Annotated in this window: 25 protein-coding genes and 2 rRNA genes (1 of these 27 running past the window's edge); 3 read left to right on the top strand and 24 right to left on the bottom strand. The window is 45.0% G+C overall.

Annotated elements, in window-relative coordinates; all coding sequences use genetic code 11:
• Positions 1-93 precede the first annotated feature (93 nt).
• Positions 94-732, bottom strand: coding sequence for a class I SAM-dependent methyltransferase (locus tag ACXAC1_RS13645; RefSeq protein ID WP_475062104.1), 639 nt, complete (start codon positions 730-732; stop codon positions 94-96).
• Positions 733-747: 15 nt separating this feature from the next.
• On the opposite strand from ACXAC1_RS13645, the gene rsmS reads away from it, so the two are divergent.
• Complete coding sequence (gene rsmS / locus ACXAC1_RS13640; RefSeq protein WP_475062103.1) at positions 748-1,017, top strand: pleiotropic regulatory protein RsmS; 270 nt, start codon at positions 748-750, stop codon at positions 1,015-1,017.
• On the opposite strand, the gene ACXAC1_RS13635 is transcribed toward rsmS, so the two are convergent.
• The 18 genes from ACXAC1_RS13635 to iscR all read right to left on the bottom strand — a co-directional run bounded on the left by ACXAC1_RS13635 (position 986) and on the right by iscR (position 18,959).
• Entirely contained in the window at positions 986-2,095 is a 1,110-nt protein-coding gene (locus ACXAC1_RS13635; RefSeq protein ID WP_475062102.1) for an enoyl-CoA hydratase/isomerase family protein, read from the bottom strand. The two genes, rsmS and ACXAC1_RS13635, sit on opposite strands and share 32 nt — an antisense overlap.
• Before the next feature lie 166 nt (positions 2,096-2,261).
• The gene (der, locus tag ACXAC1_RS13630) at positions 2,262-3,599 is read right to left on the bottom strand and encodes a ribosome biogenesis GTPase Der (protein ID WP_199461530.1); all 1,338 of its coding nucleotides are present in this window, start codon (positions 3,597-3,599) and stop codon (positions 2,262-2,264) included.
• Positions 3,600-3,695: 96 nt separating this feature from the next.
• Positions 3,696-4,829 (bottom strand): outer membrane protein assembly factor BamB, encoded by a 1,134-nt coding sequence (bamB, locus tag ACXAC1_RS13625; RefSeq protein WP_475062100.1) that lies wholly within the window; start codon positions 4,827-4,829, stop codon positions 3,696-3,698.
• Positions 4,830-4,832: 3 nt separating this feature from the next.
• Positions 4,833-5,474, bottom strand: a complete 642-nt coding sequence (locus ACXAC1_RS13620; protein WP_133563738.1) for a YfgM family protein — start codon at positions 5,472-5,474, stop codon at positions 4,833-4,835.
• A gap of 44 nt (positions 5,475-5,518) precedes the next feature.
• Positions 5,519-6,799: a histidine--tRNA ligase gene (gene hisS, locus ACXAC1_RS13615; RefSeq protein ID WP_475062098.1), complete on the bottom strand. Its 1,281-nt coding sequence runs from the start codon at positions 6,797-6,799 to the stop codon at positions 5,519-5,521.
• Between the two features lie 11 nt (positions 6,800-6,810).
• The gene (gene ispG / locus ACXAC1_RS13610) at positions 6,811-7,923 is read right to left on the bottom strand and encodes a flavodoxin-dependent (E)-4-hydroxy-3-methylbut-2-enyl-diphosphate synthase (protein ID WP_228191215.1); all 1,113 of its coding nucleotides are present in this window, start codon (positions 7,921-7,923) and stop codon (positions 6,811-6,813) included.
• Positions 7,924-7,932: 9 nt separating this feature from the next.
• On the bottom strand, positions 7,933-8,898 hold the full coding sequence (locus ACXAC1_RS13605; RefSeq protein WP_475062096.1) for a RodZ domain-containing protein: 966 nt from the start codon (positions 8,896-8,898) through the stop codon (positions 7,933-7,935).
• Between the two features lie 318 nt (positions 8,899-9,216).
• Positions 9,217-10,332: a dual-specificity RNA methyltransferase RlmN gene (gene rlmN / locus ACXAC1_RS13600; protein WP_475062094.1), complete on the bottom strand. Its 1,116-nt coding sequence runs from the start codon at positions 10,330-10,332 to the stop codon at positions 9,217-9,219.
• Positions 10,333-10,486: 154 nt separating this feature from the next.
• Positions 10,487-10,894 (bottom strand): nucleoside-diphosphate kinase, encoded by a 408-nt coding sequence (gene ndk, locus ACXAC1_RS13595; RefSeq protein WP_115468729.1) that lies wholly within the window; start codon positions 10,892-10,894, stop codon positions 10,487-10,489.
• 155 nt (positions 10,895-11,049) lie between these two features.
• Entirely contained in the window at positions 11,050-12,201 is a 1,152-nt protein-coding gene (locus ACXAC1_RS13590; RefSeq protein ID WP_475062092.1) for an IscS subfamily cysteine desulfurase, read from the bottom strand.
• Positions 12,202-12,253: 52 nt separating this feature from the next.
• A complete protein-coding gene (locus ACXAC1_RS13585) occupies positions 12,254-12,679 on the bottom strand; it encodes a SufE family protein (protein ID WP_199461509.1) in 426 nt (141 codons plus the stop codon).
• Between the two features lie 144 nt (positions 12,680-12,823).
• Complete coding sequence (gene sufT / locus ACXAC1_RS13580) at positions 12,824-13,354, bottom strand: putative Fe-S cluster assembly protein SufT (RefSeq protein WP_475062090.1); 531 nt, start codon at positions 13,352-13,354, stop codon at positions 12,824-12,826.
• Between the two features lie 4 nt (positions 13,355-13,358).
• Positions 13,359-13,712 carry a HesB/IscA family protein gene (locus tag ACXAC1_RS13575; protein WP_475062088.1) on the bottom strand — a complete coding sequence of 118 codons (354 nt, stop codon included), beginning with the start codon at positions 13,710-13,712 and terminating at the stop codon, positions 13,359-13,361.
• An 8-nt stretch (positions 13,713-13,720) separates the two neighbouring features.
• Positions 13,721-14,938, bottom strand: a complete 1,218-nt coding sequence (locus ACXAC1_RS13570) for an aminotransferase class V-fold PLP-dependent enzyme (protein ID WP_475062086.1) — start codon at positions 14,936-14,938, stop codon at positions 13,721-13,723.
• Between the two features lie 11 nt (positions 14,939-14,949).
• Positions 14,950-16,173: a Fe-S cluster assembly protein SufD gene (gene sufD / locus ACXAC1_RS13565; RefSeq protein WP_475062084.1), complete on the bottom strand. Its 1,224-nt coding sequence runs from the start codon at positions 16,171-16,173 to the stop codon at positions 14,950-14,952.
• 2 nt (positions 16,174-16,175) lie between these two features.
• Positions 16,176-16,961, bottom strand: coding sequence for a Fe-S cluster assembly ATPase SufC (sufC, locus tag ACXAC1_RS13560; protein ID WP_475062083.1), 786 nt, complete (start codon positions 16,959-16,961; stop codon positions 16,176-16,178).
• A 19-nt stretch (positions 16,962-16,980) separates the two neighbouring features.
• Complete coding sequence (gene sufB, locus ACXAC1_RS13555) at positions 16,981-18,417, bottom strand: Fe-S cluster assembly protein SufB (RefSeq protein WP_133563713.1); 1,437 nt, start codon at positions 18,415-18,417, stop codon at positions 16,981-16,983.
• A 50-nt stretch (positions 18,418-18,467) separates the two neighbouring features.
• A complete protein-coding gene (gene iscR / locus ACXAC1_RS13550) occupies positions 18,468-18,959 on the bottom strand; it encodes a Fe-S cluster assembly transcriptional regulator IscR (RefSeq protein WP_133563711.1) in 492 nt (163 codons plus the stop codon).
• Between the two features lie 237 nt (positions 18,960-19,196).
• Between iscR and ACXAC1_RS13545 the strand changes: the two genes are divergently transcribed.
• Complete coding sequence (locus ACXAC1_RS13545; protein WP_475062081.1) at positions 19,197-19,760, top strand: hypothetical protein; 564 nt, start codon at positions 19,197-19,199, stop codon at positions 19,758-19,760.
• A 40-nt stretch (positions 19,761-19,800) separates the two neighbouring features.
• Here ACXAC1_RS13545 and ACXAC1_RS13540 read toward each other — a convergent pair whose 3' ends face one another.
• Positions 19,801-20,688, bottom strand: a complete 888-nt coding sequence (locus tag ACXAC1_RS13540) for a DMT family transporter (protein WP_475062080.1) — start codon at positions 20,686-20,688, stop codon at positions 19,801-19,803.
• 103 nt (positions 20,689-20,791) lie between these two features.
• Between ACXAC1_RS13540 and ACXAC1_RS13535 the strand changes: the two genes are divergently transcribed.
• The gene (locus ACXAC1_RS13535; protein WP_475062079.1) at positions 20,792-21,751 is read left to right on the top strand and encodes a LysR substrate-binding domain-containing protein; all 960 of its coding nucleotides are present in this window, start codon (positions 20,792-20,794) and stop codon (positions 21,749-21,751) included.
• Here ACXAC1_RS13535 and ACXAC1_RS13530 read toward each other — a convergent pair.
• From ACXAC1_RS13530 to ACXAC1_RS13515, 4 genes are all read right to left on the bottom strand, one after another.
• Positions 21,711-22,367: a hypothetical protein gene (locus ACXAC1_RS13530; RefSeq protein ID WP_475062077.1), complete on the bottom strand. Its 657-nt coding sequence runs from the start codon at positions 22,365-22,367 to the stop codon at positions 21,711-21,713. The genes ACXAC1_RS13535 and ACXAC1_RS13530 overlap by 41 nt on opposite strands.
• Before the next feature lie 540 nt (positions 22,368-22,907).
• A complete protein-coding gene (locus ACXAC1_RS13525) occupies positions 22,908-24,071 on the bottom strand; it encodes an IS256 family transposase (protein WP_475058256.1) in 1,164 nt (387 codons plus the stop codon).
• A gap of 435 nt (positions 24,072-24,506) precedes the next feature.
• Positions 24,507-24,621, bottom strand: a 5S ribosomal RNA gene (gene rrf / locus ACXAC1_RS13520).
• Positions 24,622-24,831: 210 nt separating this feature from the next.
• Positions 24,832-25,604 (bottom strand): 23S ribosomal RNA (locus tag ACXAC1_RS13515) (it continues 2,114 nt past the right edge of the window).

The raw sequence follows: 25,604 nt of genomic DNA, 5'->3' as shown, positions 1-25,604 counted from the left end.
ATCCCAAGCGAAGAGCGCTTGGGAGATTGGTGAATCTGGAATCGTTGATCTGCGTATTATCCCAGAAAATTAGTCAGGTATATAGGGATATTATTAGCTGGTAATACGCCAGACTGTTTCTTCGTAAAATGTACGGTCAACACCTTGATAACGCTCATCGACCTGCAGCAAATCTTCGCTAGCCACTTTACGAATCCACTCTCCCCAAAGCTCAGTAACTTCAAAGTCCAATACTGAAAATGGTGGTCCAGATTGATCTCCATCATAACTTAACGTAACCAGTAACAAGGATGCTTGAGGCGTTAAGCGCTGCTTAGTGTGGAGAACGTATTGCTCCCGCTTTTCTTCTGGCATTGCCACCAAGGCCGCTCGATCGTAACAGGCATCAAATCCCGTTTCATCAAAGTCAAAGTAATCACCTTCGACAATGCGCAAAGGCAAATCGTTGGCCGTGTGGATTTTAAGACAACCCACTTGCTCAGTGTGGTAAGTCAGGTCGTTATCACCGAAGAATTCCACCACCGCCATGGGCGATAGCTCCACACCTGTTACGTTATAGCCTTGATTAGCCAACCATAATAAATCCGCAGATTTACCGCACAGAGGCACCAGTACACTAGCGCCACGTGCTACCTGCGGCCAGTATTGCACCAGCCAAGGATTGACTTCATCTCGATGAAAGCCAATTCGCCCAGACTGCCAACGCTCCAACCAAAATTCATTTGTAACCACGCGCACCTCGAGGATGTGTTAACATTTCTTGCCATACATTGGCGCTATACATTAGATAACACCATTGTATTAAACGCCTATTCCAAATACATGACAGCAAATATGCAGAATAAATCCATGTCACTAGACTCCGCACCAGATCATATCAAACTCGCCGTCGACCTTATTGCTCTGCTTGAGGAAAACGAAATCCCTAACGAAACAGCGATCGCAGCACTAGAGATCGTACTGAGTGACTATCGAAATAAAGTCACTAACTCGAGCACTCCTCCCGTTTCAGAGTAACTTTCTCAACGTACTTCACAAGTGCATCTTTTGGCACTTCTATCACTGAGTGATATTTCCATACGGGCTTTTGGTCCTTATCGATCAATAATGCCCTGACACCCTCACAAAAATCTCCATATAGGCTAATGTTGACGGATAAACAGGTCTCGCGTTCAAACACATCCGCAAGGCTTTTTCCTTTTGCCCAATCCAACTGTTCAATGATCAGGCATGCAGATAAAGGGCTACCTTTTAAAAAGTTACCTCGCGCAGCCATCAAGGAAGAACTGTCATTTTTAAAGCCTTTTAACGAATGGTATATATTCACAATGTCACCACTCATCAGCTTTTCAAGCTCTTTTTCATGGGCGATCAGTTCTGGCCTTAGTAATGGCAACTCATCCGACATAGTAAATGTATGAAGCACACGTTCTATATGCTGAATGACATGCTCATGACTATTGTCATCAAGTACTCCAGACGCTAACTGCTTCAAAATTTCATAGTAGGCTTCATCACAAACATAGTGAGTTGCTAACCCTAATTCGCAGGCGTCGGTAGCATTCACTTGGTAGGCCGTCAGTGCTAAAAAACGAGCAAAATGTTCTGGCAGTTGATTTAAGAAGTAACTTGCTCCCACATCGGGATACAGACCAATTTTAATTTCCGGCATCGCAAGTTTGCTTGATGGCATCACTAATCGATAGCGGGACGCCATAAACAATCCCATGCCGCCCCCCATTACATAACCATGCCCCCAACAAAGGACCGGTTTACGATACTCATGAATATATTGGTCAAGCTCATACTCATGACTGAAGTAATGTTGACTGAAAACGCCATCGTCCGCTGTCTCAACGATCGATCGATAGACATCGACCACGTTACCGCCCGCGCAAAATGCTTTGTCTCCACGTCCCTCAATAAGCACTGCAACGATGTATGGATCTTCTTGCCAATCATGCAGTTGGCTGTGAATTAGATGAATCATTTCTAAAGACAGCGCATTCAGCGTCTTTTCTGAATTCAGCCGAATGACACCTAGCTTGAAGTGGCTAGCAAAAGGCAAGGATGCGAATTGAACCGATTGTGACATGGGCTCTCCCTTATTATTTTTCTTGTTTTTCCATCTGATTTACCTCTTCAAGGTAGCGGATCGGAGCACGAGGAACAATAGTTTTAAGACTAATGTCGAGCAGAGACAAAAAGCCCCGCTTGAAGTTATCAAGCGAGGCTTTTAAATGTTTCTTATAACCGCTTTATTAACGCTTAGGTGCAAACGGGTTATCAGAAGACTTAAATTCAAACGAAATTGGCGTCCCCGTAATGTTTAGAACAGTACGGAACTTGTTTTCCAAGTAACGCTTGTAGCTACCTGGCAATGCATCCGTTTGGTTACCGTGCACAACGATACGCGGTGGATTCGAGCCACCTTGGTGAGCGTAACGAAGCTTAATACGACGACCTTTCACCATTGGAGGTTGGTGCTCCGATACAGCATCTTCCAAAATACGAGTTAGGCGGTTAGTAGACCATTTCGCGTAACACGATTCATATGTCTCTTCGATGGTGTCGTAAAGGTCACCGACACCGGTACCATGAAGTGCAGAGATGTAGTGAACTTTCGCGTAAGGTACGAAACCAAGACGACGCTCGACTTCTTTCTTAATATGTTCACGGTCTTCTTTCTTAAGGCCATCCCATTTGTTGATCGCAATGACCAAACCACGACCCGCATCCAATACATAGCCGATCATGTGAAGATCTTGCTCTACCAAGTCTTCGTGAGAGTCGATCACACAGATGACAACGTTGGCGTCTTGAATCGCTTGTAAGGTTTTCACGATAGAAAATTTCTCTACCGCTTCTTTGACATGCTTACGACGACGTACACCCGCTGTATCAATCAGTGTGTAGTCTTTGTCATGACGCTTATAGGGAATATAAACACTGTCTCGTGTGGTTCCTGGCATGTCGTACACAACCACACGCTCTTCACCCAACATACGGTTAACTAGGGTGGATTTACCAACGTTTGGACGGCCCACAACACCGATACGGATACCTTTGGCATTAAACTCTATTTGATCGCGCATTTCAGCAATACGCTCCGCAAACAGCTCCATCACCGTATCAATAAGCGAGCGCACACCTTTACCATGAGCCGCTGCAAGAGGATAAAGCTCCCCCATACCTAGTGCGTAAAAATCGGCCAAGGCAATGTCTTCATTTATACCGTCAGTTTTGTTCACCACCAGAAAAACTGGCTTCTCAGAACGACGTAAATGATTAGCGATCATTTCATCTGCTGGGTTTAAGCCATGACGGCCATCCACCAAAAACAATACCGCGTCCGCTTCTTCAATCGCAAGCAGTGACTGACGCGCCATATGCTCATCAATACCTTGCTCGTCACCACTGATACCGCCCGTATCAATCACGATAAATTCATGCTCACCTGCTTTACCGTCGCCGTATTTACGGTCACGCGTAAGGCCAGGATAGTCTGCAACCAATGCATCACGTGAACGCGTTAGCTGGTTAAACAGAGTAGATTTTCCAACATTGGGTCGACCGACCAATGCAATAACTGGGATCATTTTTTCAACCTATTAGAATACAAAGTGGCTGCTACGCCTTGTGAGCGAAGCAGCCTCTTCAAAAATTGCGTTGAGCTTACGCTCAGGGCGTTACTACTACCAGTAGTGAAGCGCCGTTACATTTGCAGTTGGCGTTAGTATAAACAATTGTTCATCATTCGACACCATGCGACTTCCAGCCGGGCGTCGAGAGTCAGCCAAAGTCCATGCTTCAGTCACGCCTGTTTCACGATTCATCAGATGAATCCAGCCACCACGATCTAACACTGCAACATAATCTTTATAGAACACTGGTGAGGCCAAATCACGACCTTGCAATGTATCATTTTGCCAAAGTGTCGAACCATTACGGGCATTGAGGCTATAAACAACATTGTCCTGATCGATAACAGCTAGTTCGTTGCCTTGTACTGCAACACCTACCGCGCTAGAAATATTACGCTGCCAAACAGGGCGACCCGTTTGCATTGCCAATGCTGTTACAGTGCCATTATAGGCCACTGAGTAAAGCATATTGTTCGCAATGACAAAGCGCCCACTGACATCGGTAAGACGCTCAATTTCATAACGCCCTTCTGGTTTACCGACAGCGTATTCCCAGATCTGATCGCCTGTTTGCAAGTTGTATGCTTTCACTTTACCACTTGCAAAACCGGCTATCACTTTACCGTCAACAATAACTGGTGCAGTTGTGCCGCGTACTGTCAGAGCAGGCAAATCCTCTTTATCGCGCCACAGCGTTTCACCTGTGCTCGCATCCATCACCGTTAACCAGCCGTCTCCAGTTAAGGCTGCAACACGGCCTTCACCGTTGCCAGTCTCAGACAAGATTTCAGACGTTAACGTTTTACGCCAAAGTACAGACTCATCCGCTAACGAAACAGCAACAAGCTCGCCATCGTAAGTTCCGAAGAACACTCGATCGCCATCACGAGATACACCTGCACTTGGTTTCATCAGGGTATCGATGTGCTTGACCTGTAAGCCATTCGATTGCAAAAGTTCGTATACCGCACCACGATTAGTGACTAAGGTTAGCGTATCGCCCTGAGGCACAATGTTGTATGTCTCAGTCTGCTCACCAGAATCACCGTTCACTTTAGTTCGCCAGTTCGCATCAAAATACACAGCTTGGCTAACGCCAGAGGGTGGTGGTAGCTGTCGTGTTGAACAACCTTGTAATAACACTGAACTCAGCACTGCCGCAGCAATGATAGGCTTCCACATCATTTATCAGCCCTCGACCAAATCTTTTAGTTTGATATCTAACAATGGATGTTGCACATCAGCCCCCATTGCATCTGCTGCACTCTGGTATGCAGTACGTGCTTCCGTACGCTTACCTTGGGCTAGCAAGATATCACCTTTCAATTCCGACACTTGCGCTGCGAACTCTGACTGAGTCACTAACGCGAGCGTTTTAATTGCAGCATCGTATTTTTCTTGCTCTGCTTGCAAGCGAGCAATACGTAGATTCGCAATGGCATCAAACGAAGCGTCTTCTGATTGCTCAACAACTTTGGACAATGCTGAGACTGCCTCATCGAAATTGCCTGCTTGAGCATCGATACGAGCTACAAATAACTGACTGAACATAGCATAGCCAGTATCATCAAAGTCTTCTGCTAACTGGTTAGCAATGAAACGAACCGTTTTTTGGTTTTCTTCTTTATCTAGATCAGCTGCCGCTTCGGTTAAATTCTGATACAACGCCGATGCTTCTGCTAAATGATTAGCCTGACTGTTTTGCCAAGCCTGAAAACCAAAATAACCGCCAACACCAACTGCTACCGCAAGTACCAGTGACGTACCGTTTTTCTTCCACCAGTTCTTAAACGCTTCAATTTGTTCTTCTTCAGTCTTTACTTCAGACACACCGTGTTCCTCATAATTCTACATTGAACGACTGTATTAATGGATCAGCCGTTAAGCTTTTCTAGCAAGGTAGTCACTAATGCATCGGTAGCACATGAAACCTGCTCACCAGACTGCATATCTTTTACCTGTACAATCCCTTCAGCAACTTCACTTTCACCCAAAATCAAAGTAAAACGAGCGCCCGATTTATCGGCTTTTTTCATTTGGTTCTTAAAGTTACCACCGCCACAGTGGCGTAAAACCGTCCAGCCTTGATTCGCGTTGCGTAGTTGTTCAGCTACCACAAAAGACGCAAGCTCAGCTTCATCGCCAAAACTTACAACAAAAATATCCGTCGCATCTTTCGCTTCTCCAGGGATCAATTCAAGGGTTTCAAGCAAAAGTACCAAACGCTCAACACCCATGGCAAAGCCCACTGCCGGTGTAGCACGGCCACCCAACTGTTCAACTAGGCCATCATAACGACCACCCGCACAAACAGTAGCTTGCGCACCTAGATGAGAGGTTACCCATTCAAATACGGTTTTACCGTAGTAATCCAGTCCACGCACTAAACTACGATTGATCACAAATGGTACATCGTTTGCTTTTAAGATAGCTTGCAAGCGCTCGAAATGCTCACGTGATTCATCATCAATAAAATCTTCAAGGCTTGGCGCATTCAGCAACACTTTTTGCGTCGCTTCATCTTTTGAATCAAGAATACGAAGTGGGTTCGTCGATAAACGACGTTGGCTGTCTTCGTCTAATTGATCTTTGAATTCCGTCAGATAGTCCACCAAAGCTGCTTTGAATGTTTCTCGCGCTGCGGCAACACCAATAGTATTCAGTTGCAGTTCAACATGCTCAAGCAAGCCAAGCTTCTTCCAAAGACGAGCAGTTAGAATAATCAACTCTGCATCAATATCTGGCGTTGCCATACCAAACGATTCCACACCAATTTGATGGAACTGACGGTAACGGCCTTTTTGTGGACGCTCATAACGGAACATTGGGCCCACATACCAAAGGCGCTGCGTTTGGTTAAACAACAAGCCTGCCTGATCAGCTGCACGAACACAGCTAGCGGTCCCCTCTGGACGAAGAGTTAGAGACTCACCGTTACGATCTTCGAAGGTATACATTTCCTTCTCAACGATATCAGTTGTCTCACCAACACCACGTTTGAACAGTTCTGTTTGCTCAACAATAGGGAAACGGATTTGCTGATATCCATAACCATTAACTACTTCAGAAACGGTTCTTTCTAGGTACTGCCAAACGGAAGATTGGCCAGGCAGAATGTCATTCATTCCGCGAATTGCTTGTACTTTACGACCCACTGTTCGTGCCCTTATGACTTAGCGATAAGATTGGATTCTTCTTTCTCTTTAGCGTCCGCTTTGGCGCGAATCATACGCTCAAGATCATCCACCAAGGTTTCATTTTTAACTTTTGAGTTAGGTTTGCCGTCTAAATAAACCAAATTATTTGGTGTGCCACCGGCAAGTCCTAAGTCAGCTTCTTTCGCTTCCCCAGGGCCGTTTACAACACAACCGATCACGGCAACATCCATTGAGACTTTAATATCTTCTAGACGCTCTTCCAATTCGTTCATGGTTTTCACCACGTCGAAGTTCTGGCGCGAGCAGCTTGGGCAGGCAATAAAGTTGATGCCTCGATTACGCAGTTTCAAACTACGTAGCATATCCCAACCTACTTTAACTTCTTGCACAGGATCTGCAGCTAACGATACGCGAAGCGTGTCACCAATGCCGTCCATTAGAAGAAGCCCCAAACCAATAGAAGATTTTACCGTACCAGAACGTAATCCACCCGCTTCAGTGATTCCCAAATGAAGTGGGTTATCAATTTGCGATGCAATCTTGCGGTAAGCCTCGACCGTCATAAAAATATCAGACGCCTTTAGACTCAGTTTAAACTCTTGGAAGTCTAGGGCATCAAAGTACTCGATTTGACGAAAAGCAGACTCAACCAAAGCATCCGGTGTCGGTTCACCGTATTTCTTTTGTAGGTCTTTTTCCAAAGATCCTGCGTTCACACCAATACGGATTGGAATATTCTTATCACGCGCACAATCAACGACTGCGCGGACACGATCTTTGTTACCGATGTTACCTGGGTTAATCCGTAAACAATCGACCCCGTATTCCGCAACCTTAAGCGCGATTTTGTAGTCGAAGTGGATGTCTGCCACAAGAGGCACAGAGACTTGTTCACGAATTAACTTAAACGCTTCCGCTGCATCCATTGAAGGTACTGAGACACGAACGATATCCGCCCCTGCGTCTTGAATCGCACGGATTTGAGCAACCGTTGCGTCAACATCGCACGTTTCAGTATTGGTCATACTTTGAACACTAATCGGCGCACCACCACCGACAGCAACATCACCCACCATAATTTGGCGAGATTGGCGACGTTTAATAGGAGACTCAAAATGCATATTTTATCTCTACTCAAGCCCAAATCGGGCTAGATCTTTACGTACATAAGAGGAGAAGTCAAAAGACTCTCCTTTGTATAAGAATTCGGATACACCTCTCGCGTAACCTAACGTCACACGATAAGGCGCCTGACCATCAAGCTCTAAACTGCTGCCAGCACTCTTCACACCAGAGAAAAGAATACGCCCTGAGCTATCACGAATTTCAGTCCAGCAATCAGCGACAAAACGAATCACAATATCATGACTCGCCACAACAGGCTGAGGAGCTTCTTCAACGACAGGTTCTGGCTGAATCTCAGGCTCTCTCGTTGCCTCAACCACTTCCTCTGGGTCAACCCCCGCATCCTCAAGCAAGGCAATTGTTTCCGCTGACAACCCCGTCACTACGTCCGTGGCTTCATCTGACTCTACAGCTTCCGTTGTATCAAGCTCTTGCCCTACTTCTTGAGCAGGAATTGTTACTTCTGGTTCAGAAGAAATCTGATCAACTTCGTTTTCAAGCGCTGGTTCTGACTCAACCACTGGAGCTTGATCTACAACAGGAGAACTCGGCTCGGAAGACTGTGTAGGCCACCAAAAAGCAACGAACACGATAATAGAAACAATAATAGCTGAAACAATAACAAAAATAGGGTCTTTTCCAGACGCCTGAGGGGGAACGCTATCAACTGGTCTAAGGTTATTCTCTTTAACCGACTGCTGTTCGTCGAAAGCAGCTAAAATGGGGCGGTGGTCTAGCCCTAAAAGTCGACAGTAAGTTTTAAGGTACCCACGCGCAAATGTTGCTGACCTAAAACGCTGAAACTCAGAGTTTTCTAGCGCGTATACATGCTCGATTGATAGTTTTAGTTCTGTAGCAACTTGGCGTTCATCGATAGATAAATGAAGGCGAGTCGCCCTAAGAATTTGCCCAATATCTAACGACTTCAGATTCTGCTCAGTAGCAGCATCCATCTCTAATTCGGTTGTCATGTTATTACCTTGGTGGAACAGGCTAGCAAAAGCGCCAAGCGGCCGGGTGTATGGTCAGTTTCGTGCAAAAAATACGCGACGACAGACAATTGACAGCTTTGTATTTGGGCCCAAAGGAGCGGGCTATCCAATGCCTGAATAATGATAAAAAGCGCTTTCATTTATTCACTTGGTATTAAATCAAGATTGAGGCCAGCCATCAAACCTAACAGACCAAAATGATGAAAAACTTTTCTATTAGGGGCAAGAATTTAAGTGAATTTGACGCATTACTGACATCTCAGCAATACGTCACTTAATTGGATCGAAGTTTGAAAATCAATCCGTCACTTGGCGCAGTTCAATATACTTCTGAGAACGACGAGTTTTATCCAGGAAGTCACCCACTAACTGACCACACGCTGCATCAATGTCATCACCACGTGTCGTACGTACCGTTACCGTGTAACCATCATCGGCTAGGATTTTTTGGAAACGACGCGTTTGGTTATTAGATGGCTTCTCATAACCAGAATGCGGGAATGGGTTAAATGGAATCAAGTTAATCTTACATTCCAAGTTTTCCAGCAATTTAGACAATTGACGAGCATGCTCTTCCTGATCATTCACACCCGCCATAACCGTGTATTCAATCGTAATATGACGCTTATCAGGCAAGTTATCCAGGTAATGCTGACAAGCTTCCAGCAGCTCTTCGATTGGGTATTTCTTGTTGATTGGCACCAACTCATTACGCAATTCGTTATTAGGCGCATGCAGAGAAATCGCCAACGACACATCGGTGCGTTTTACCAAGTCGTAAATACGTGGCACCACACCGGAGGTACTTAAGGTCACGCGACGCTTCGATAAACCGTAGGCATTGTCATGCATCATCAAGGTCATGGCATCCACTACTGGCTCGAAGTTCATCAATGGTTCACCCATACCCATCATCACCACATTGGTCACGCGACGAGGGCCGCTTGGGTCCATAGGCCCAAAAGATTTAATCGCAATCCACACCTGACCAATAATCTCTGCTGGCGTAAGGTTACGGTTAAAGCCCTGCTTTCCTGTTGAACAAAAGCTACAGTCCAAAGAACAACCAACCTGAGACGACACACATAACGTTGCGCGATCACCATCAGGGATTAAAACTGCTTCGACACAGTTATTCTGACCACCTTCAGTTCGAATGATCCACTTACGGGTACCATCATTCGAAATATTCTGAGAGACGATTTCTGGGGCCCGGATCTCGCAGATATTTTCTAATTTAGCGCGTAACTTCTTACTAACATCCGTCATGTCTTCAAAGGACTCAGCACCCTTTTGATGAATCCATTTCATCACTTGGGTAGCACGGAATTTCTTTTCACCAATCGACTCAAAAAATTCGATGAGTTTCTCTGGTGAAAGGCCAAGTAAATTTACTTTCTGGGTGTCAGTCATAGGTATCAATCATTCGCTCTAAAGCGTTAAGTGTAGACAAAAAAGCTTCTGAAAAGGGATTACGCTTTTCAGAAGCCTCTGCAAAGAAGCGGGCCATCGGCCCGCTTCCTCATAAACCTGCTTTTCTAAAACGAAAAGGTAGGCTTTAAATCAATTACTTACCGAAGAAGTAAGCAACTTCACGTGCAGCAGACTCAACAGAGTCAGAACCGTGAACAGCGTTCGCGTCGATAGACTCAGCGTAGTCAGCACGTAGAGTGCCAGCAGCCGCTTCTTTAGGGTTAGTAGCCCCCATTAGTTCACGGTGACGTAGAACAGCGCCTTCGCCTTCAAGAACAGAAACAACAACTGGACCAGAAGTCATGAATGCAACTAGGTCTTTGTAGAATGGACGTTCTTTGTGCTCAGCATAGAAACCGCCAGCTAGCTCGTCGTCTAGTTGAATCATTTTAGCTTCAACGATTTTCAGACCAGCACGCTCGAAACGAGTGTAGATTTCACCGATTACGTTTTTAGCAACAGCATCTGGCTTGATGATAGATAGAGTGCGTTCTAGTGCCATGTTAAACTCCAAATATGAATTTCAATGGTCACGTGAAATTACGAGACCTACTAATAACTTTAAGCGTGCGCATTATACGCATGTCTTTATGAAATTTGTATGTATTCGCCACGTTTTTTGTGGTTAAAAAACGAAAAGTCGCCTTTTTCGAATGTTTACAAGCCACGCAGTTGAGTCACAGCGTTTTTTACCGTTTCAATAACGAAATCTATCTCTTCTTCCGTAGTGAAACGTCCGACCGACATACGCAGTGACGCATGCGCTAGCTCATCTGACAAACCAATAGCGCGCAATACATAAGAGGGCTCAAGGCTAGCTGATGTACACGCAGAGCCAGAAGACAGCGCCACATCTGCTAGAGACATCAGTAGCACCTCACCTTCCACGCCATCAAAGCCAACGTTAATGACACCAGCAACACGATTAGCTGAATCACCGTTCAGATGAACACCTGGCATTTCAGATAGACCATTCCACAGTTTTTCTCGCAACGCAGAGATTCGTTCGCAGTCATTTTGCATGTCAGCCTTTGCAATAGCAAAAGCCTCACCCATACCTACGATTTGATGGGTGGCCAACGTACCTGAACGCATACCACGCTCATGACCACCACCATGCATTTGTGCTTCTAACTTCACCTTTGGCGAACGGCGCACATACAACGCACCGATGCCTTTTGGACCGTAAGTTTTATGAGCCGTCAAAGACATCAGATCGACATTCATAGCGTTCACATCAATCGCTACTTTACCCGTTGTCTGAGCGCCATCAACATGAAAATAAATGCCACGTGCACGAGTTTCTTGGCCAATTGCCGCAATGTCCGTTACCACACCCAGCTCATTATTACCGTGCATCAAAGACACTAGGATTGTATCTTCACGCAGTGCAGCAATCACACTGTCAACGGTGATCTCACCGTGGGCGTTTGGCTTAAGATAAGTCACCTCAAAGCCTTCTTTTTCAAGCTGACGACAAGGATCCAACACCGCTTTGTGCTCAATCATTGACGTCACGATATGGCGACCTTTTAGCTTGTTGGCTTCAGCAACGCCTTTAATCGCCAAGTTGTTCGCTTCGGTTGCACCTGAGGTCCATACAATTTCACGAGCATCCGCTTCGATCAATTCTGCCACCTGCAAACGCGCATCCTCTACAGCCTCTTCTGCACGCCAACCAAATAGGTGCGAACGTGAAGCTGGGTTGCCAAAGTTGCCGTCTTGAGTAAGACATTGCATCATTTTTTCCGCGACACGAGGATCAACCGGTGTGGTCGCTGAGTTGTCGAGGTAAACAGGTGTTTGCATTGGAACTCTCCAAGGTAACGCAAATTAAAACAAAGCTACGAAGCTAAATCAGTTAAACAGACGCTTTTGCGATGGCTTGAACACGGCCAACAATCGAACGTAGGCCATTCCCACGAGTTGGGCTCAAGTGACGCTCAAGATCTAGCTCTGAAAAGTATGCATCAATATCAAACGCCAGCACTTCTGCAGGCGTTTTCTCATTGTAAGCCGCCATCACAAGGCCAAGCAAACCACGAACAATAACCGCATCACTGTCCACAGAAAAAACCAGCACTTCGCCTTTCTCAGCATCTTGCGTGCTACCCGGCTGAATCCAAACATTGCTTTGGCAGCCTTTCACCAAGCGCTCTGGCGTGCGCCAAGCGTCATCAAACTCAGGTAGCGCTTTACCTAAGTCGATAATGTATTTGTACTTCTCTTCCCAATCATCAAAGAAAGAAATGTCGTCGATAATCTCTTCTGTTGTCGGTAAAGACATAATGCCTCGCTAAGTTGGCTTACTAAATAAAACAGTGCGATAGACGCTATTTCGCATCATTGCCGTAGCACAAAAAGAAACGGCCAATGGTTGAAATCATTGGCCGTCGGTATTGTAGTCGATTTTACGCTGTAACTGTATGTGTTAGAAGAACAAGCCTGCTTCTAGCTGCGCTTCTTCACTCATCATTTCACGTGACCATGGCGGATCAAAAACAAGCTCAACATGAACATCTGCCACATTCGGCACTTTCGCCACGCGGTATTTTACATCACTAACAAGCACTGGCCCCATTCCGCAACCTGGCGCGGTTAACGTCATTTGAATCGCAACCTGCTTTTCAGCTTGATCCAAGGTTACCTTGTACACCAAACCTAGAGACACCAAACTGATCGGAATTTCAGGATCATAAACACTATCTAATGCCTGCCATACTTGATCCTCAACAATTTGACCTGAGCCATCATCACTGAACCTTAATACTTCGGGCTCTTGACCAATAGCATCCGCATCGGTGCCATCTATACGCAACATATTGCCTTGGAAAGTGACAGTGTAGTTACCACCCAACGCCTGGTTGATAGTAATAAACTGACCTTCTGGGATGGTGGTTGGTTCACCGCTTGGTACTCGTCGAGCTGGGCACTCGCGCTGAGTAACGACCATTTTCTGCATGTTATTAATTCACACTAAAGCTTTCGCCGCAGCCGCATTCCGCAACCACATTGGGATTGTTAAATTTCACGACTTGGTTAATACCTTCGCGTACCAAGTCAATCTCTGTACCTTTAAGCAAAGTCAGAGACTTATCATCAATCGCTAGCTTTACGCCTTCAAAGTCCATGATGGCATCGCCGTCTTGCGCCACTTCAACGATATCCAAAACGTAAGCGTAACCAGTACAACCACTCTCTTTAGTACTTAAGCGCACCAAGCTTCCTTCAGATTGCACCTTAAGTTTTGACGCAAAGAATTTACGCGCCGCATCGGTCATGCTGACCGTTTGATTCGGATCGAATGTTTCCGTCGACATAATGCCTCCTAAGCCAACATCATGTGAACTTTTTTCAAAGCTTTGAAGAATTGCTCAACTTCTTCAATCGTATTGTAAATTGAGAACGACATACGTGCTGTACCAGGCACACCAAAGCGTGCCATCAGCGGCTGCGCACAGTGATCACCAGTACGGATTGCAATGCCTTGTCGATCAAGTAAGAAACCAATATCTGCTGGGTGACCTTGATCAAGTACGAAGCTAAACGCCCCTACTTTTTCTTCGGCTTCACCGATCATGCGTAAACCATCGAATTCTTTAGCCAGCTCAGTAGTACGGGCCATTAAAGCTTTCTCGTGAGCAGCTACCTCAGCATAATCCAATTCACTGAACCAACGAATCGCTTCACCTAGCGCAATCGCATCACCCACATTTGGCGTACCCGCTTCAAGACGGTATGGCAATACGTTCCAGGTAGCATCCTGAAGCGTCACTGTCGAGATCATTTCACCGCCGGTTTGCCATATCGGCCATTCCGCTAGTAATTCTTCTTTCCCCCACAGCGCACCAATCCCCATAGGACCGTAAATCTTATGCCCTGAGAAAGCATAGAAATCACAACCGATGTCTTGCACGTCTACGTTGCCATGGGCAATGCCTTGGGCACCATCGACCAAAACCCAAGCTCTAAACTTCTTCGCTTGCTCAGTCATCCACTTGATTGGGTTCACAGTACCCAGTGAGTTTGACACGTGCGGGAAAGCAACTAATTTAGTGTTTTCGTTCAACAAAGAAACATAAACATCTAAGTCTAGCTCGCCTTTATCAGTCACTGGCACAGTGTGCAGAGTAGCACCTGCCGCTTTACATGCTTGCTGCCAAGTCACGATGTTAGCGTGGTGCTCCATCCCCGTCACAATCACTTCGTCAGTGCTTTTTAGAAGTTTTGCTAAACCGTTAGCAATCATGTTGATGCCTTCGGTCGTACCAGACGTCCAAATCACCTCTTCACGCTTTTGCGCATTAATGAAGTCTTTAATGATGTCGCGTGCATTCTCAAACTTGCGCGTTGCCTCATCCGCTAAACGGTGAGCACCACGGTGAACATTTGAATTACATTGCGTGTAGTAATCCACTAACGCATCAATGACACACTGCGGCTTCTGGGTCGTCGCCGCGTTATCAAGATAGATAAGAGGATTGCCATCGATTTCGCGTTTTAATATTGGAAACTGCTCGCGAATAGCAGCGACATCAAGACTCATGGACTTCTCGCTTATTTCACTTCCATCTGAGCAAATCGGTCACGAATAATCGGACGCACCCATTCCGCCAACTCAACAGTTGGCATCTGGTCGATCAACTCATTAATAAAACCAAAGCTCAACATTAGCTGTGCTTGGGAACGACTCACGCCACGCGTTTGCAAGTAATACAGGGCTTGCTTATCAATCTGAGCAATGGTCGCACCATGGGCACAACGTACATCGTCGGCATAGATTTCGAGCTCTGGCTTAGTATTGATTTCCGCTTTATTGGACATCAACAAATTGCGGTTATTTAACTCAGCCAATGTTTTTTGCGCATCACGATGAATATGAATACGACCGTTGAATACTGCACGGCTGCTGTCACCAGCAATACCGCGAATATTTTCTTCCGTAGTACAGTTTGGTACAGCGTGCTCAACGTTTGCGTGAAGGTCAAACAGCTCTTTACCATCCAGTAGGTAAATCGCGTTCAACTTAGCATTTGCCTTCTCTCCAGCATAAATAATATCAGTATCAATACGCTGTAGGTCGCTACCAAAGCCGATAATACTGCTGTTCATGACAGCATTCTCAAACAGCTTAAAGTGACTGCCACCCACAGCAACATTGTCGCCTGACTGCAACGCAAAGCGGTAATGCTCAAGATTGGCCTCAACGCCAATTTGGTATTCGGTAAAAGCAGTTGTTAGAGATGCACCCTGACCTTCTGCATTTTCCACCACTTTAAGTGATGAACCAGCTTTCAGATCAACCACGACACGGATATGACCTTGTGCACCGTTGCTTAACAAGTTGTTAATGCGAAGCACTTGCTCTACAACAACACCTTCAGCAACCGTTACCACGGCAACATCTGCTGCTAGCACATCGTTCACCAAACCAAAAATATGACGCTCTGGTTTGATCGTGCCAAACAAACTCGACTCTTGCATCTCAATGCTTAGACCTTCTGGCAACTCTTCTGGAAGAGATACCAGCTGACCATCAACAAATGTCAGCTCAAGGAACTCAAGGCCTACAACCGCTACCGGATCAAGCTCTGGAGATTCTTCCTTGAAGATAGCCGTGCTACGTTCTACTGCACGAAGCGGTGTGTATTTCCACGCTTCGGTTTTACGTGTAGGCCATTTAATATCTTTTAAAAGCGCAAGCGACGCCGCTCGCTGGTCTTCAAAACCATCTTGAATGCTGTCGGCACGAGCGATGGCTTGTTGTAACCATTCACTCATGATTAATCCTCTAGTTCGTCTTCTGTAGGCTCTGTTTGTAGCCAAGCGTAACCTTGCTCTTCTAGCTCTTTCGCCAGCGACGCGTCACCACTCTTAACGATTTTTCCGTCTGCTAGAACGTGTACGAAGTCAGGCTTAATGTAGTCAAGAAGGCGCTGATAGTGTGTTACAACAATAAAGCTACGCTCAGGAGAACGCTGGCTGTTTACACCGTTTGCAACCACTTGCATTGCATCGATATCTAGACCTGAATCGGTCTCGTCTAGAATGCAAAGTTTTGGCTGAAGCAACATCATTTGCATGATCTCGTTACGCTTTTTCTCACCACCAGAGAAACCTTCGTTCACACCACGCTTAAGGAATGACACGGGCAGGTTCACTTGCTTACACGCTTCTTTTGCCATCTTGAGGAATTCTGCAGACGTTAGCGCTTCTTCGCCACGAGCTTCACGTTGAGAATCTACCGCCACTTTAAGAAACTCAAGGTTGCTAACACCTGGAATTTCAACTGGGTATTGGAATGCTAGGAAAAGACCTGCACGAGCGCGATCTTCCACTTCCATTTCTAGAAGGTCTTCGCCATCTAGAGTCACCGAGCCACTATCGACTTCGTAGCCATCACGGCCAGACAAAATATAGCCTGTTGTAGATTTACCAGCACCGTTCGGGCCCATGATGGCATGAACTTCACCTGGTTTAATGTCTAGGTTGAGACCTTTGAGAATGTTTTTTTCTTCTACACTTGCGTGTAAATCTTTGATCGATAACAAAGTGTTTTCGTTTGACATGTTCAATGGGTTCCTCAACCTAACCAACAGAGCCTTCAAGGCTAATTTCGAGAAGTTTGCCTGCTTCTACAGCAAACTCCATAGGGAGTTCTTTAAATACTTCTTTACAGAAGCCATTTACGATCATAGAGACCGCTTTTTCTGGATCAACACCACGCTGACGACAAAGGAACATTTGATCGTCACTTACTTTAGACGTGGTCGCTTCATGTTCTACGATCGCAGACGGGTTACGGCTTTCAACGTACGGGAATGTGTGCGCACCACACTGATCGCCGATCAGTAGCGAGTCACACTGAGTAAAGTTACGTGCGCCTTCTGCGCCTGGATTCATACGAACAAGACCACGGTAGGCGTTATTACTCTTACCTGCAGAAATACCTTTGGAGATAATCGTAGACTTGGTGTTCTTACCAATGTGGATCATCTTGGTACCCGTATCCGCTTGCTGACGACCACGAGTCAAAGCAACCGAGTAGAATTCACCCACACTGTTATCACCTTTAAGAACACAGCTCGGGTATTTCCAAGTCACAGAAGAACCTGTTTCTACCTGTGTCCAAGAGATCTTAGCATTGGTATGACACACACCACGCTTGGTTACGAAGTTGTAGATGCCGCCTTTACCTTCTTCATCTCCTGGGTACCAGTTTTGTACTGTCGAGTATTTGATTTCAGCATCATCCATTGCAACAAGCTCAACAACTGCCGCGTGCAGTTGGTTCTCATCACGTTGTGGCGCTGTACAGCCTTCTAGGTAACTTACGTAAGAACCTTCGTCGGCAATAATCAAAGTCCGCTCAAACTGACCGGTATTCTGTTCATTGATACGGAAGTATGTAGACAATTCCATTGGACAACGAGTACCTTTTGGAATGTAAACAAATGAGCCATCAGTAAATACGGCGCAGTTTAGCGCAGCAAAGAAGTTATCTTTGGTCGGCACAACGCTGCCAAGGTACTTCTTCACAAGATCAGGGTACTTGTGAAGCGCTTCAGAGATAGGGCAGAAAATAACACCCGCTTCTTCAAGCTTTTCACGGAAAGTGGTAACGACTGAAACAGAGTCAAAGACTGCATCTACCGCCACACCTGCCAGCATTTGTTGCTCAACTAGTGGAATACCTAACTTTTCGTAAGTACGCAAAAGTTCGGGATCAACTTCATCTAGAGACTTAGGTTTGTCTTTCATACTCTTTGGTGCTGAGTAGTAAGACACCGCTTGGAAGTCGATTTTAGGGTAGGATACATGAGCCCAATCAGGCTCTTCCATTTCTTGCCAAACACGAAACGCATTGAGACGCCATTCAAGCATCCACTCAGGTTCACCTTTGACTTCAGAGATACGGCGAATCACATCTTCATCGAGTCCAGGCTCGAAGGTTTCTGATTCCACTGCAGAAACGAAGCCCGCTTCGTACTCTCGAGCTAACGCCTTATCAATCTGCTCAGTCATATTAGAAACTCACTCATTCTTCCAGGGCTGCGCCCTGCTAGTTGTGTTCGTTAACCGATGAGGGCTGCAGAGATCTTCTCTTGAGAAGCTGAAGCCGACACCTTGCTATCTTTGTCTTGCCTATCCGCTACTTGGCGGACATCTTGACGCTTAACCAATTTTTCGAGACTAATCTCGCTCAAAAAGTCGTGTATTTGATCACTGAGATCACACCACAGGTGATGAGTTAAACAGGTATTACCACCTTGGCAATCGCTACGCCCTTTACAACCTGTCGCATCAACAGATTCATTCACTGCATCCACAATCTGAGCCACAAAAATATCGCTGCGGTCTCGACTCAGGCGATACCCACCACCAGGACCTCTGACACTTACTACCAAGCTTTGTTTGCGAAGCTTCGCAAACAACTGCTCAAGGTAAGAAAGGGAAATGCCTTGACGATTTGAGATATCAGAGAGCGACACTGGCCCACTGTCAGTGTGCAGAGCCAAGTCAAGCATTGCCGTTACGGCATAACGGCCTTTAGTTGTTAAGCGCATACACATTCCACTCAAATGCTAATCAGTGGTACAAATCATACACAAAACCTACTATTTTGATCAAGTATTTACCTGACTGAATTAGTAGGTTATTAGCTCAAGTACTAAAAATTTCGCGTATTTTAAGCGCATATGACTCAAAACTGAACAAATTCTCAGATTTTTGTTGTGTTATATTTAAAGTGTTAGTCAATATGTACAATTACTAAACAACCACCTCGGATTTAGGGGTAAATTATGAGTAAGTCAGCTGATAGTAACGAAGAAACCAATGCCGATAACGTGGCAGCAAAAAGTAAGAAGAAGCTCCCGATCGGGCTGTGTATCGGTTTTCTTGTTTGCTTCTTGCTGAGCATTGCATCTTCCGCTGGTATCACCTACTCCCTAATGTCGATGAACAACCCAAGTGAAGAAATCAGCAAACAGCAAGCAGAGATTGAAGCCCAAGTATCAGCATTAAGGCAAAGTATAGAGCAGCAGAATGCTCAACTCAGAACCATGAACACCAACAATGAGCAATTAAAAACCTATTTGCGTCATAGTAGTGCAACAGCCTTAAAGAACATTTTAATCAATCAGGAAGAGAATATTCAGGCCTATCTGTCGGTAATGAGACAAGCTGTAGGTGACCTATCTGAACTGGTTCCGAAAAGCTCGGAATGGGAAACCACGTATCAGTATCAGATGGACTTAGCACTAAAGGCCAGCATGGAAAGAAGCACTCTTCTAAACCTACTTAAAACAGGAGAGCCGCCAGTTCAGTCAAAGGGCCTTCCTGCTCAAACAGCTCCAGCCCCTTAGATTTGATAGCGACGGACCGTTTAAGTCCGTCACCTTTTGATTAAACTACTTGAGCTGCTGCAACAGAGCGCTTCTTAGCCTTTTCAGCAACAATATCTCGTCTACTAATATAAATCAGAGGCAAGATTATAAGTGCTGCACCGAGTAGTAGACTGACATCAATAGACTCTGCAAACATCACCCAGCCAGCAATGATAGCGAACAGCAAGCCTGAATACTCCGCCGAGCTAACCTGACTAGAAGCAACATAGCGATAACCCACCAAACAACCCAAGCTATACATCACAGAGCAAATTGAGGCGCAGAAAGCCAATAGCAACTGCTCCCATGACAAATGCCCTCCTTCCCAAATAGCCAATGCTCCCGATAAAGGCAGTGCACACAATTGAGCAATCATCAAACCATGCATAGCACCTTGATCAGAGGGAAGCTTTCGAACCAGTAAACTATTCACCGCCAGTACAAAAGCGAAGCCAAGTGCACTTAACATTCCCCAGCCAATGTAACTAGGCTTAAGAATAACTAAGACACCTAAGAAACCGGAAACAGCAGCAAAAACAACGGTCTTGCTAATTTTTTCACGATAAAAAATCGCAGCTAGTAATATGATGAAAATTGGAGCGGTATAGAACACGGCATTCGCTGTTGCTAATGGCAGCTGAGACAAAGAGATTACCAGTAGAACAGATGTTAGCACCCACAAATTTCCTCTGATGAAATGCAAACCAAGTCCAGCAAGTGGACGAGCAACTTGTTTACGGATTACAAATGGAGTGATGACTAAGCACATAAATAAAACGCGGTAAAAGGTGAATTGAAATACCGCATCGCTTGCATCGGCTAACTTCACTAGCACATCACAGACTGTTGCCATCAAATTGCCAAGCACTAATACTAATATCGCACTACTAATCGTTTTTCCTGACACAAATACTCCAACACATGACATGAATGAATTGGCAAGCAGTCTATCTAAGACTTATAATCCATTAAAATGATATATTTTCTTTTAGTATTAGTTTTTTGAATATATGAATTTACCACCACTCAAGTCATTACCTGTTTTTGAATCGGTTGCACGACTCAACAGTTTTTCCTTGGCCGCTAATGAGCTTCATATTACCCAAAGTGCAGTATCTCACCATATAAAAGGTTTAGAAGACTTTCTAGGTGAACAGCTATTTATACGACAGGGTCGTAAACTAGAGTTAACAAATGAAGGAAAAGTTTACCTTGATAGCATTAGTAGCTCCTTAAACCAGATCGCACGAGCAACAGAACATGCTAAAGGCATTAGAGAAACCAAACTGAGACTTGCAGTTTATAGCTCATTCGCAGTCTCCTGGCTCATTCCCAGATTGAGTAAACTTAAGAGACAGCATCCAAACCTAGATCTCACAATTGAGATGACATTTTCTGAGCCTGAACTATCTGATCGAACTGCCGACTGCTTTATCACTATTGAAAAAGAGAAACGAGGGTTTGACTTTGAATGGTTTTACAAGGAACGACTTTTCCCTGTTTGTAGTGAGGAGCTATATCAAGAAATTGCATCAACACTCAATGCACAGACAGAAAAAGAATTAAAAGCCAGACTCAAGCAATCTCCCCAGGTGCTTGCTCAGTTTCCTCTCATTACGTCTTACAGTATGTATGAAAGTTATGCCGAAGATTGGCGAAGATGGTTTGCTGAAGAGAATACGACTCTTCCAAAGGAAGTAACGCTGCATCAATTTAGCCACTTAATGTTAGCTCATGAAGCAGCGATACACTCACTTGGCATTGCACTTGTTAACGATTACATGTTCAATGAAGCAGCCCCAAAAGATGGACTAATTAAGCTTCCTTGTGGAGCGCATACAGCGACTGATAACTTTTATATTGCTTACAAACACAGTCGCCGGCATGAGCCAGCACTAGAACAATTAAGACGCTGGCTACGCAGTGAGCTCAGTGAGTTAAGTGTATCTTTGAATACGGTCTCAGATTAGTAGCGTTCCGTTTTTCATGCTCTTTAACGGCTGCCAATACAAAAAATAAAAGCTCTGTCGCAGCTATCATAACGACACTGTAGCCGAGTAACTCAGTTCCTTCTTCAACGATGTTTTTAACGCTACGGACGTATGCATCCCCCATAACACTTTGCCAAAAGCTACTTCGCCCAAACATGCGGGAGAAACCAAGAATAATAACCAGGCCTGCGGTTATAAAACCAAAACTAGCTGTTTGGGAAAACACTTTTAAAGAATGATAACTGGCTTTCACTTGATTGCGTAGTAAAAATATTGTAGTTGTTAAGACAGCGAACACCCCTAACTGCCACGCACCATCAAAAACATTATGATCTAAAAATGAGTCAGACTCTCTGATAAACATCATCAGCATCAAAGCACTCAAAAGAATACAGGCTTGCCGTAACTCTTTAGAGTAAAAAGCACAAAACGCAAACGTTAGTGCACTAGAAAATGCAAATAAATCCTGCATTTTTTCAGTTAACGAACCTTCGCCATACTCTGCTAGAACGCCTAGCTCAAAAGCTTCCAAAGAAATGCAATGTGCCACACCAACCAGAAGCAGCAAATAAAGGACACCTCGAAAGATAAACATAGCACCTACCTACCATAAATATATTTAAGTTATATTAATACGGTATTTAAGATGTAAGTAGGTCCCGAACACTGCTTCCTTGATAACTACCTAATTGATGAATTGTGTAAAATAGTATTCTTAATATGAATATTTTTATAAATAAAATGACTTTCAAATATACTTATACGATTTAAGAACCACTTAAATTCGATTATCTATGGCGCAATACACCATCAGGATAGTACGACCCGATTCTATCGGGGATAGAACCCCAGGGGTGATCAAGGCTGAGTATTTTCGACGGACGAAAAAAGCCCTGACCGCGCTAGCGATCAGGGCTTCTTTAAATTAAAAGCTTGACGACGACCTACTCTCACATGGCCATTTAAATTCAAGCAAAGCCCACACTACCATCGGCGATGGCGAGCGCCTGCGGCGTATAAAGAGCTACTTCTGAGTTCGGGATGGGATCAGGTGGTTCAATGGGACGGTACCACCGATGTCGGTACCGTCCCATTGAGTGTGTCTCTGCTCTCATCAAACATCTTTATTTATCTCTTATTTAAATAAATTGCTCTTTTGGAATCGACTCACTGGGTGACGATAAGTACTGCTATTCATATCAATCGCAACCTTGCTTAAAAGAGTTAACACTGATTCAACATTAGGCATCGAGTTTCTAATTTTCAATGTTCTTTTGAAGGCTTTGTTCAGTCGCTCAATCCAGTTGGTGGTGTAAATCATATTTCGGATATCATACTCGAAGCTTAGATAAGTTGAGTAATATGAGAGCCAATATGGATCAGCTAGCCTTTTCATATGAGGGTAGTAGCGCTGCCACCGTTGGGCCACTTGTTGTGCTCTGTCTAGCAACTGTTCTTTTGTATCCTCCCGATTTTCAATTTGAAAAATCTCATTCAAGTCACTGACGACGGCTAGGCGATGCTGCTTTTTGACCTTGTTCAGTATGGATCGCTTGAGATGTAGCACACACTTTTGAATTGAAGCATCAAAGTGCTTTTCTAATGTGCTATCGAGTTCGGTAAGGTTATCGATGACGAATAAGTCTGTTTGCTGCATTCCCCTGTCTTTAAGATCTTGGCAAATCTCATCCCAAAAACTTGATGACTCTGTTGGTGCATTATAGATACCAATCACTTCTCGAGTCATATCAGGTAAAACCGCTAACGCTATGTAATACGCCTCACTGGAGACTCTTTCTCGTTTGGTTTTCACAAACGTGGCATCAAGATATACGATGGGATAATAGCTGTTTAGTGGCCGTTCTCTAAACTCTCGCATTGCATCGGACAAGCTAACAGTAATACGAGAGATCTGGCTTTTTGACAGATGCTGACCGTAGATAGTATGTGTAATGGATTCGATATCACGCGTTGTTAAGCCCTTAGCATACAGCTCAAAACACAACTCATTCAGCGTGTCCGATTGATTCCTCATAATATTGAGTAGTGTCGGCTTGAAGTGCCCTAATCGATCCCTTGGGATTTGCAGTGATAAAGCCTCTCCGATACCAAAGCCATTCACGTTGCGATAGCCATTTGCTTTATTGCCTTGTACAGCAGCCTCAAGATAAGCTGCTCGCTCGGCCTTCATCAGGCTGTTGATCGCCATCTCGAGTAATTTATTGATACCGTCAGGCTGCAAAGTTAGCTGATCAACGGCGGCTTGTATCTGTTGAGTGTTTAGTTTTAAAGTGTCCATAGTCTCTCTTTTGTTAAATGGTTTGTTTTTTGGTCGAAACAAAAACATTTAATGAGAGAGAGGCGCCTAATACAACGTCCTTTACTAGACACACTTCTGGGGACGGTATGTAATTTATTGATACCGTCAGGCTGCAAAGTTAGCTGATCAACGGCGGCTTGTATCTGTTGAGTGTTTAGTTTTAAAGTGTCCATAGTCTCTCTTTTGTTAAATGGTTTGTTTTTTGGTCGAAACAAAAACATTTAATGAGAGAGGGGCGCCTAATACAACGTCCTTTACTAGACACACTTCTGGGGACGGTATGTCCTGCGGAGCATCGTGTCATCACATGGATCCATTGTAGTGGACAGATAGGTGACGGGATTCCACTTTTTAATTCAGAAAAAGCAAAAAACCCCGCCCTGCTTCGCAGGACGGGGTTCTTTTTATTTAAAAGCTTGACGACGACCTACTCTCACATGGGATCTCCCACACTACCATCGGCGATGGCGCTTTTCACTTCTGAGTTCGGGATGGGATCAGGTGGTTCAACGCCTCTATGATCGTCAAGCAAACGGGTTTGCGTTCGTTCTGATTCTGTTGATCAAAACACGCAAGTTCGTAAACTTGATATCTTTAACAATTAGACTTTGAAGTAGTCGATAACCAAGGTCAAACCGTTGGTTTGTATCGTAAATTCTTTGTAGTGCACGACCTCCATGGATGGAGGAAGTACTCGAGATTGTCTGAAACAATCTCAGTAAAACCACTTTGGTGTTATATGGTCAAGCCTCACGAGCAATTAGTATTGGTTAGCTCAACGCCTCACAACGCTTACACACCCAACCTATCAACGTCCTAGTCTCGAACGGCTCTTTAGGGAACTCTAAGTTCCAGTGAGATCTTATCTTGAAGGAGGCTTCCCGCTTAGATGCTTTCAGCGGTTATCCCGTCCGAACGTAGCTACCCGGCAATGCCACTGGCGTGACAACCGGAACACCAGAGGTTCGTTCACTCCGGTCCTCTCGTACTAGGAGCAACTCTTCTCAAATCTCAAACGTCCACGGCAGATAGGGACCGAACTGTCTCACGACGTTCTAAACCCAGCTCGCGTACCACTTTAAATGGCGAACAGCCATACCCTTGGGACCGGCTTCAGCCCCAGGATGTGATGAGCCGACATCGAGGTGCCAAACACCGCCGTCGATGTGAACTCTTGGGCGGTATCAGCCTGTTATCCCCGGAGTACCTTTTATCCGTTGAGCGATGGCCCTTCCATACAGAACCACCGGATCACTAAGACCTACTTTCGTACCTGCTCGACGTGTCTGTCTCGCAGTTAAGCGCGCTTTTGCCTTTACACTCTTTGCATGATTTCCGACCATGCTGAGCGCACCTTCGTGCTCCTCCGTTACTCTTTGGGAGGAGACCGCCCCAGTCAAACTACCCACCACACAGTGTCCTCGATCCCGATTAGGGACCTGAGTTAGAACCTCAAACATACCAGGGTGGTATTTCAAGATTGGCTCCATGCAAACTGGCGTCTGCACTTCA

The sequence above is a fragment of the Marinomonas sp. AWM4_232 genome (genome assembly GCF_056158325.1).
Note: the sequence above shows the minus strand (reverse complement) of the source record. Positions and strands in the feature narration are given on the sequence as shown.

Excerpts from the sequence above, each read along its gene's own strand:
- ACXAC1_RS13545 (WP_475062081.1), top strand. The coding sequence starts at position 19,197 with ATGAGTAAGTCAGCTGATAGTAACGAAGAAACCAATGCCGATAACGTG.
- sufB (WP_133563713.1), bottom strand. The coding sequence starts at position 18,417 with ATGACTGAGCAGATTGATAAGGCGTTAGCTCGAGAGTACGAAGCGGGC.
- der (WP_199461530.1), bottom strand. The coding sequence starts at position 3,599 with ATGATCCCAGTTATTGCATTGGTCGGTCGACCCAATGTTGGAAAATCT.
- ACXAC1_RS13535 (WP_475062079.1), top strand. The coding sequence starts at position 20,792 with ATGAATTTACCACCACTCAAGTCATTACCTGTTTTTGAATCGGTTGCA.
- ACXAC1_RS13605 (WP_475062096.1), bottom strand. The coding sequence starts at position 8,898 with ATGACAACCGAATTAGAGATGGATGCTGCTACTGAGCAGAATCTGAAG.
- ispG (WP_228191215.1), bottom strand. The coding sequence starts at position 7,923 with ATGCATTTTGAGTCTCCTATTAAACGTCGCCAATCTCGCCAAATTATG.
- ACXAC1_RS13635 (WP_475062102.1), bottom strand. The coding sequence starts at position 2,095 with ATGTCACAATCGGTTCAATTCGCATCCTTGCCTTTTGCTAGCCACTTC.
- ndk (WP_115468729.1), bottom strand. The coding sequence starts at position 10,894 with ATGGCACTAGAACGCACTCTATCTATCATCAAGCCAGATGCTGTTGCT.
- ACXAC1_RS13530 (WP_475062077.1), bottom strand. The coding sequence starts at position 22,367 with ATGTTTATCTTTCGAGGTGTCCTTTATTTGCTGCTTCTGGTTGGTGTG.
- ACXAC1_RS13590 (WP_475062092.1), bottom strand. The coding sequence starts at position 12,201 with ATGCAAACACCTGTTTACCTCGACAACTCAGCGACCACACCGGTTGAT.
- ACXAC1_RS13525 (WP_475058256.1), bottom strand. The coding sequence starts at position 24,071 with ATGGACACTTTAAAACTAAACACTCAACAGATACAAGCCGCCGTTGAT.
- sufT (WP_475062090.1), bottom strand. The coding sequence starts at position 13,354 with ATGCAGAAAATGGTCGTTACTCAGCGCGAGTGCCCAGCTCGACGAGTA.
- ACXAC1_RS13570 (WP_475062086.1), bottom strand. The coding sequence starts at position 14,938 with ATGAGTCTTGATGTCGCTGCTATTCGCGAGCAGTTTCCAATATTAAAA.
- sufC (WP_475062083.1), bottom strand. The coding sequence starts at position 16,961 with ATGTCAAACGAAAACACTTTGTTATCGATCAAAGATTTACACGCAAGT.
- ACXAC1_RS13575 (WP_475062088.1), bottom strand. The coding sequence starts at position 13,712 with ATGTCGACGGAAACATTCGATCCGAATCAAACGGTCAGCATGACCGAT.
- iscR (WP_133563711.1), bottom strand. The coding sequence starts at position 18,959 with ATGCGCTTAACAACTAAAGGCCGTTATGCCGTAACGGCAATGCTTGAC.
- rlmN (WP_475062094.1), bottom strand. The coding sequence starts at position 10,332 with ATGACTGACACCCAGAAAGTAAATTTACTTGGCCTTTCACCAGAGAAA.
- bamB (WP_475062100.1), bottom strand. The coding sequence starts at position 4,829 with ATGATGTGGAAGCCTATCATTGCTGCGGCAGTGCTGAGTTCAGTGTTA.
- ACXAC1_RS13585 (WP_199461509.1), bottom strand. The coding sequence starts at position 12,679 with ATGTCTTTACCGACAACAGAAGAGATTATCGACGACATTTCTTTCTTT.
- sufD (WP_475062084.1), bottom strand. The coding sequence starts at position 16,173 with ATGAGTGAATGGTTACAACAAGCCATCGCTCGTGCCGACAGCATTCAA.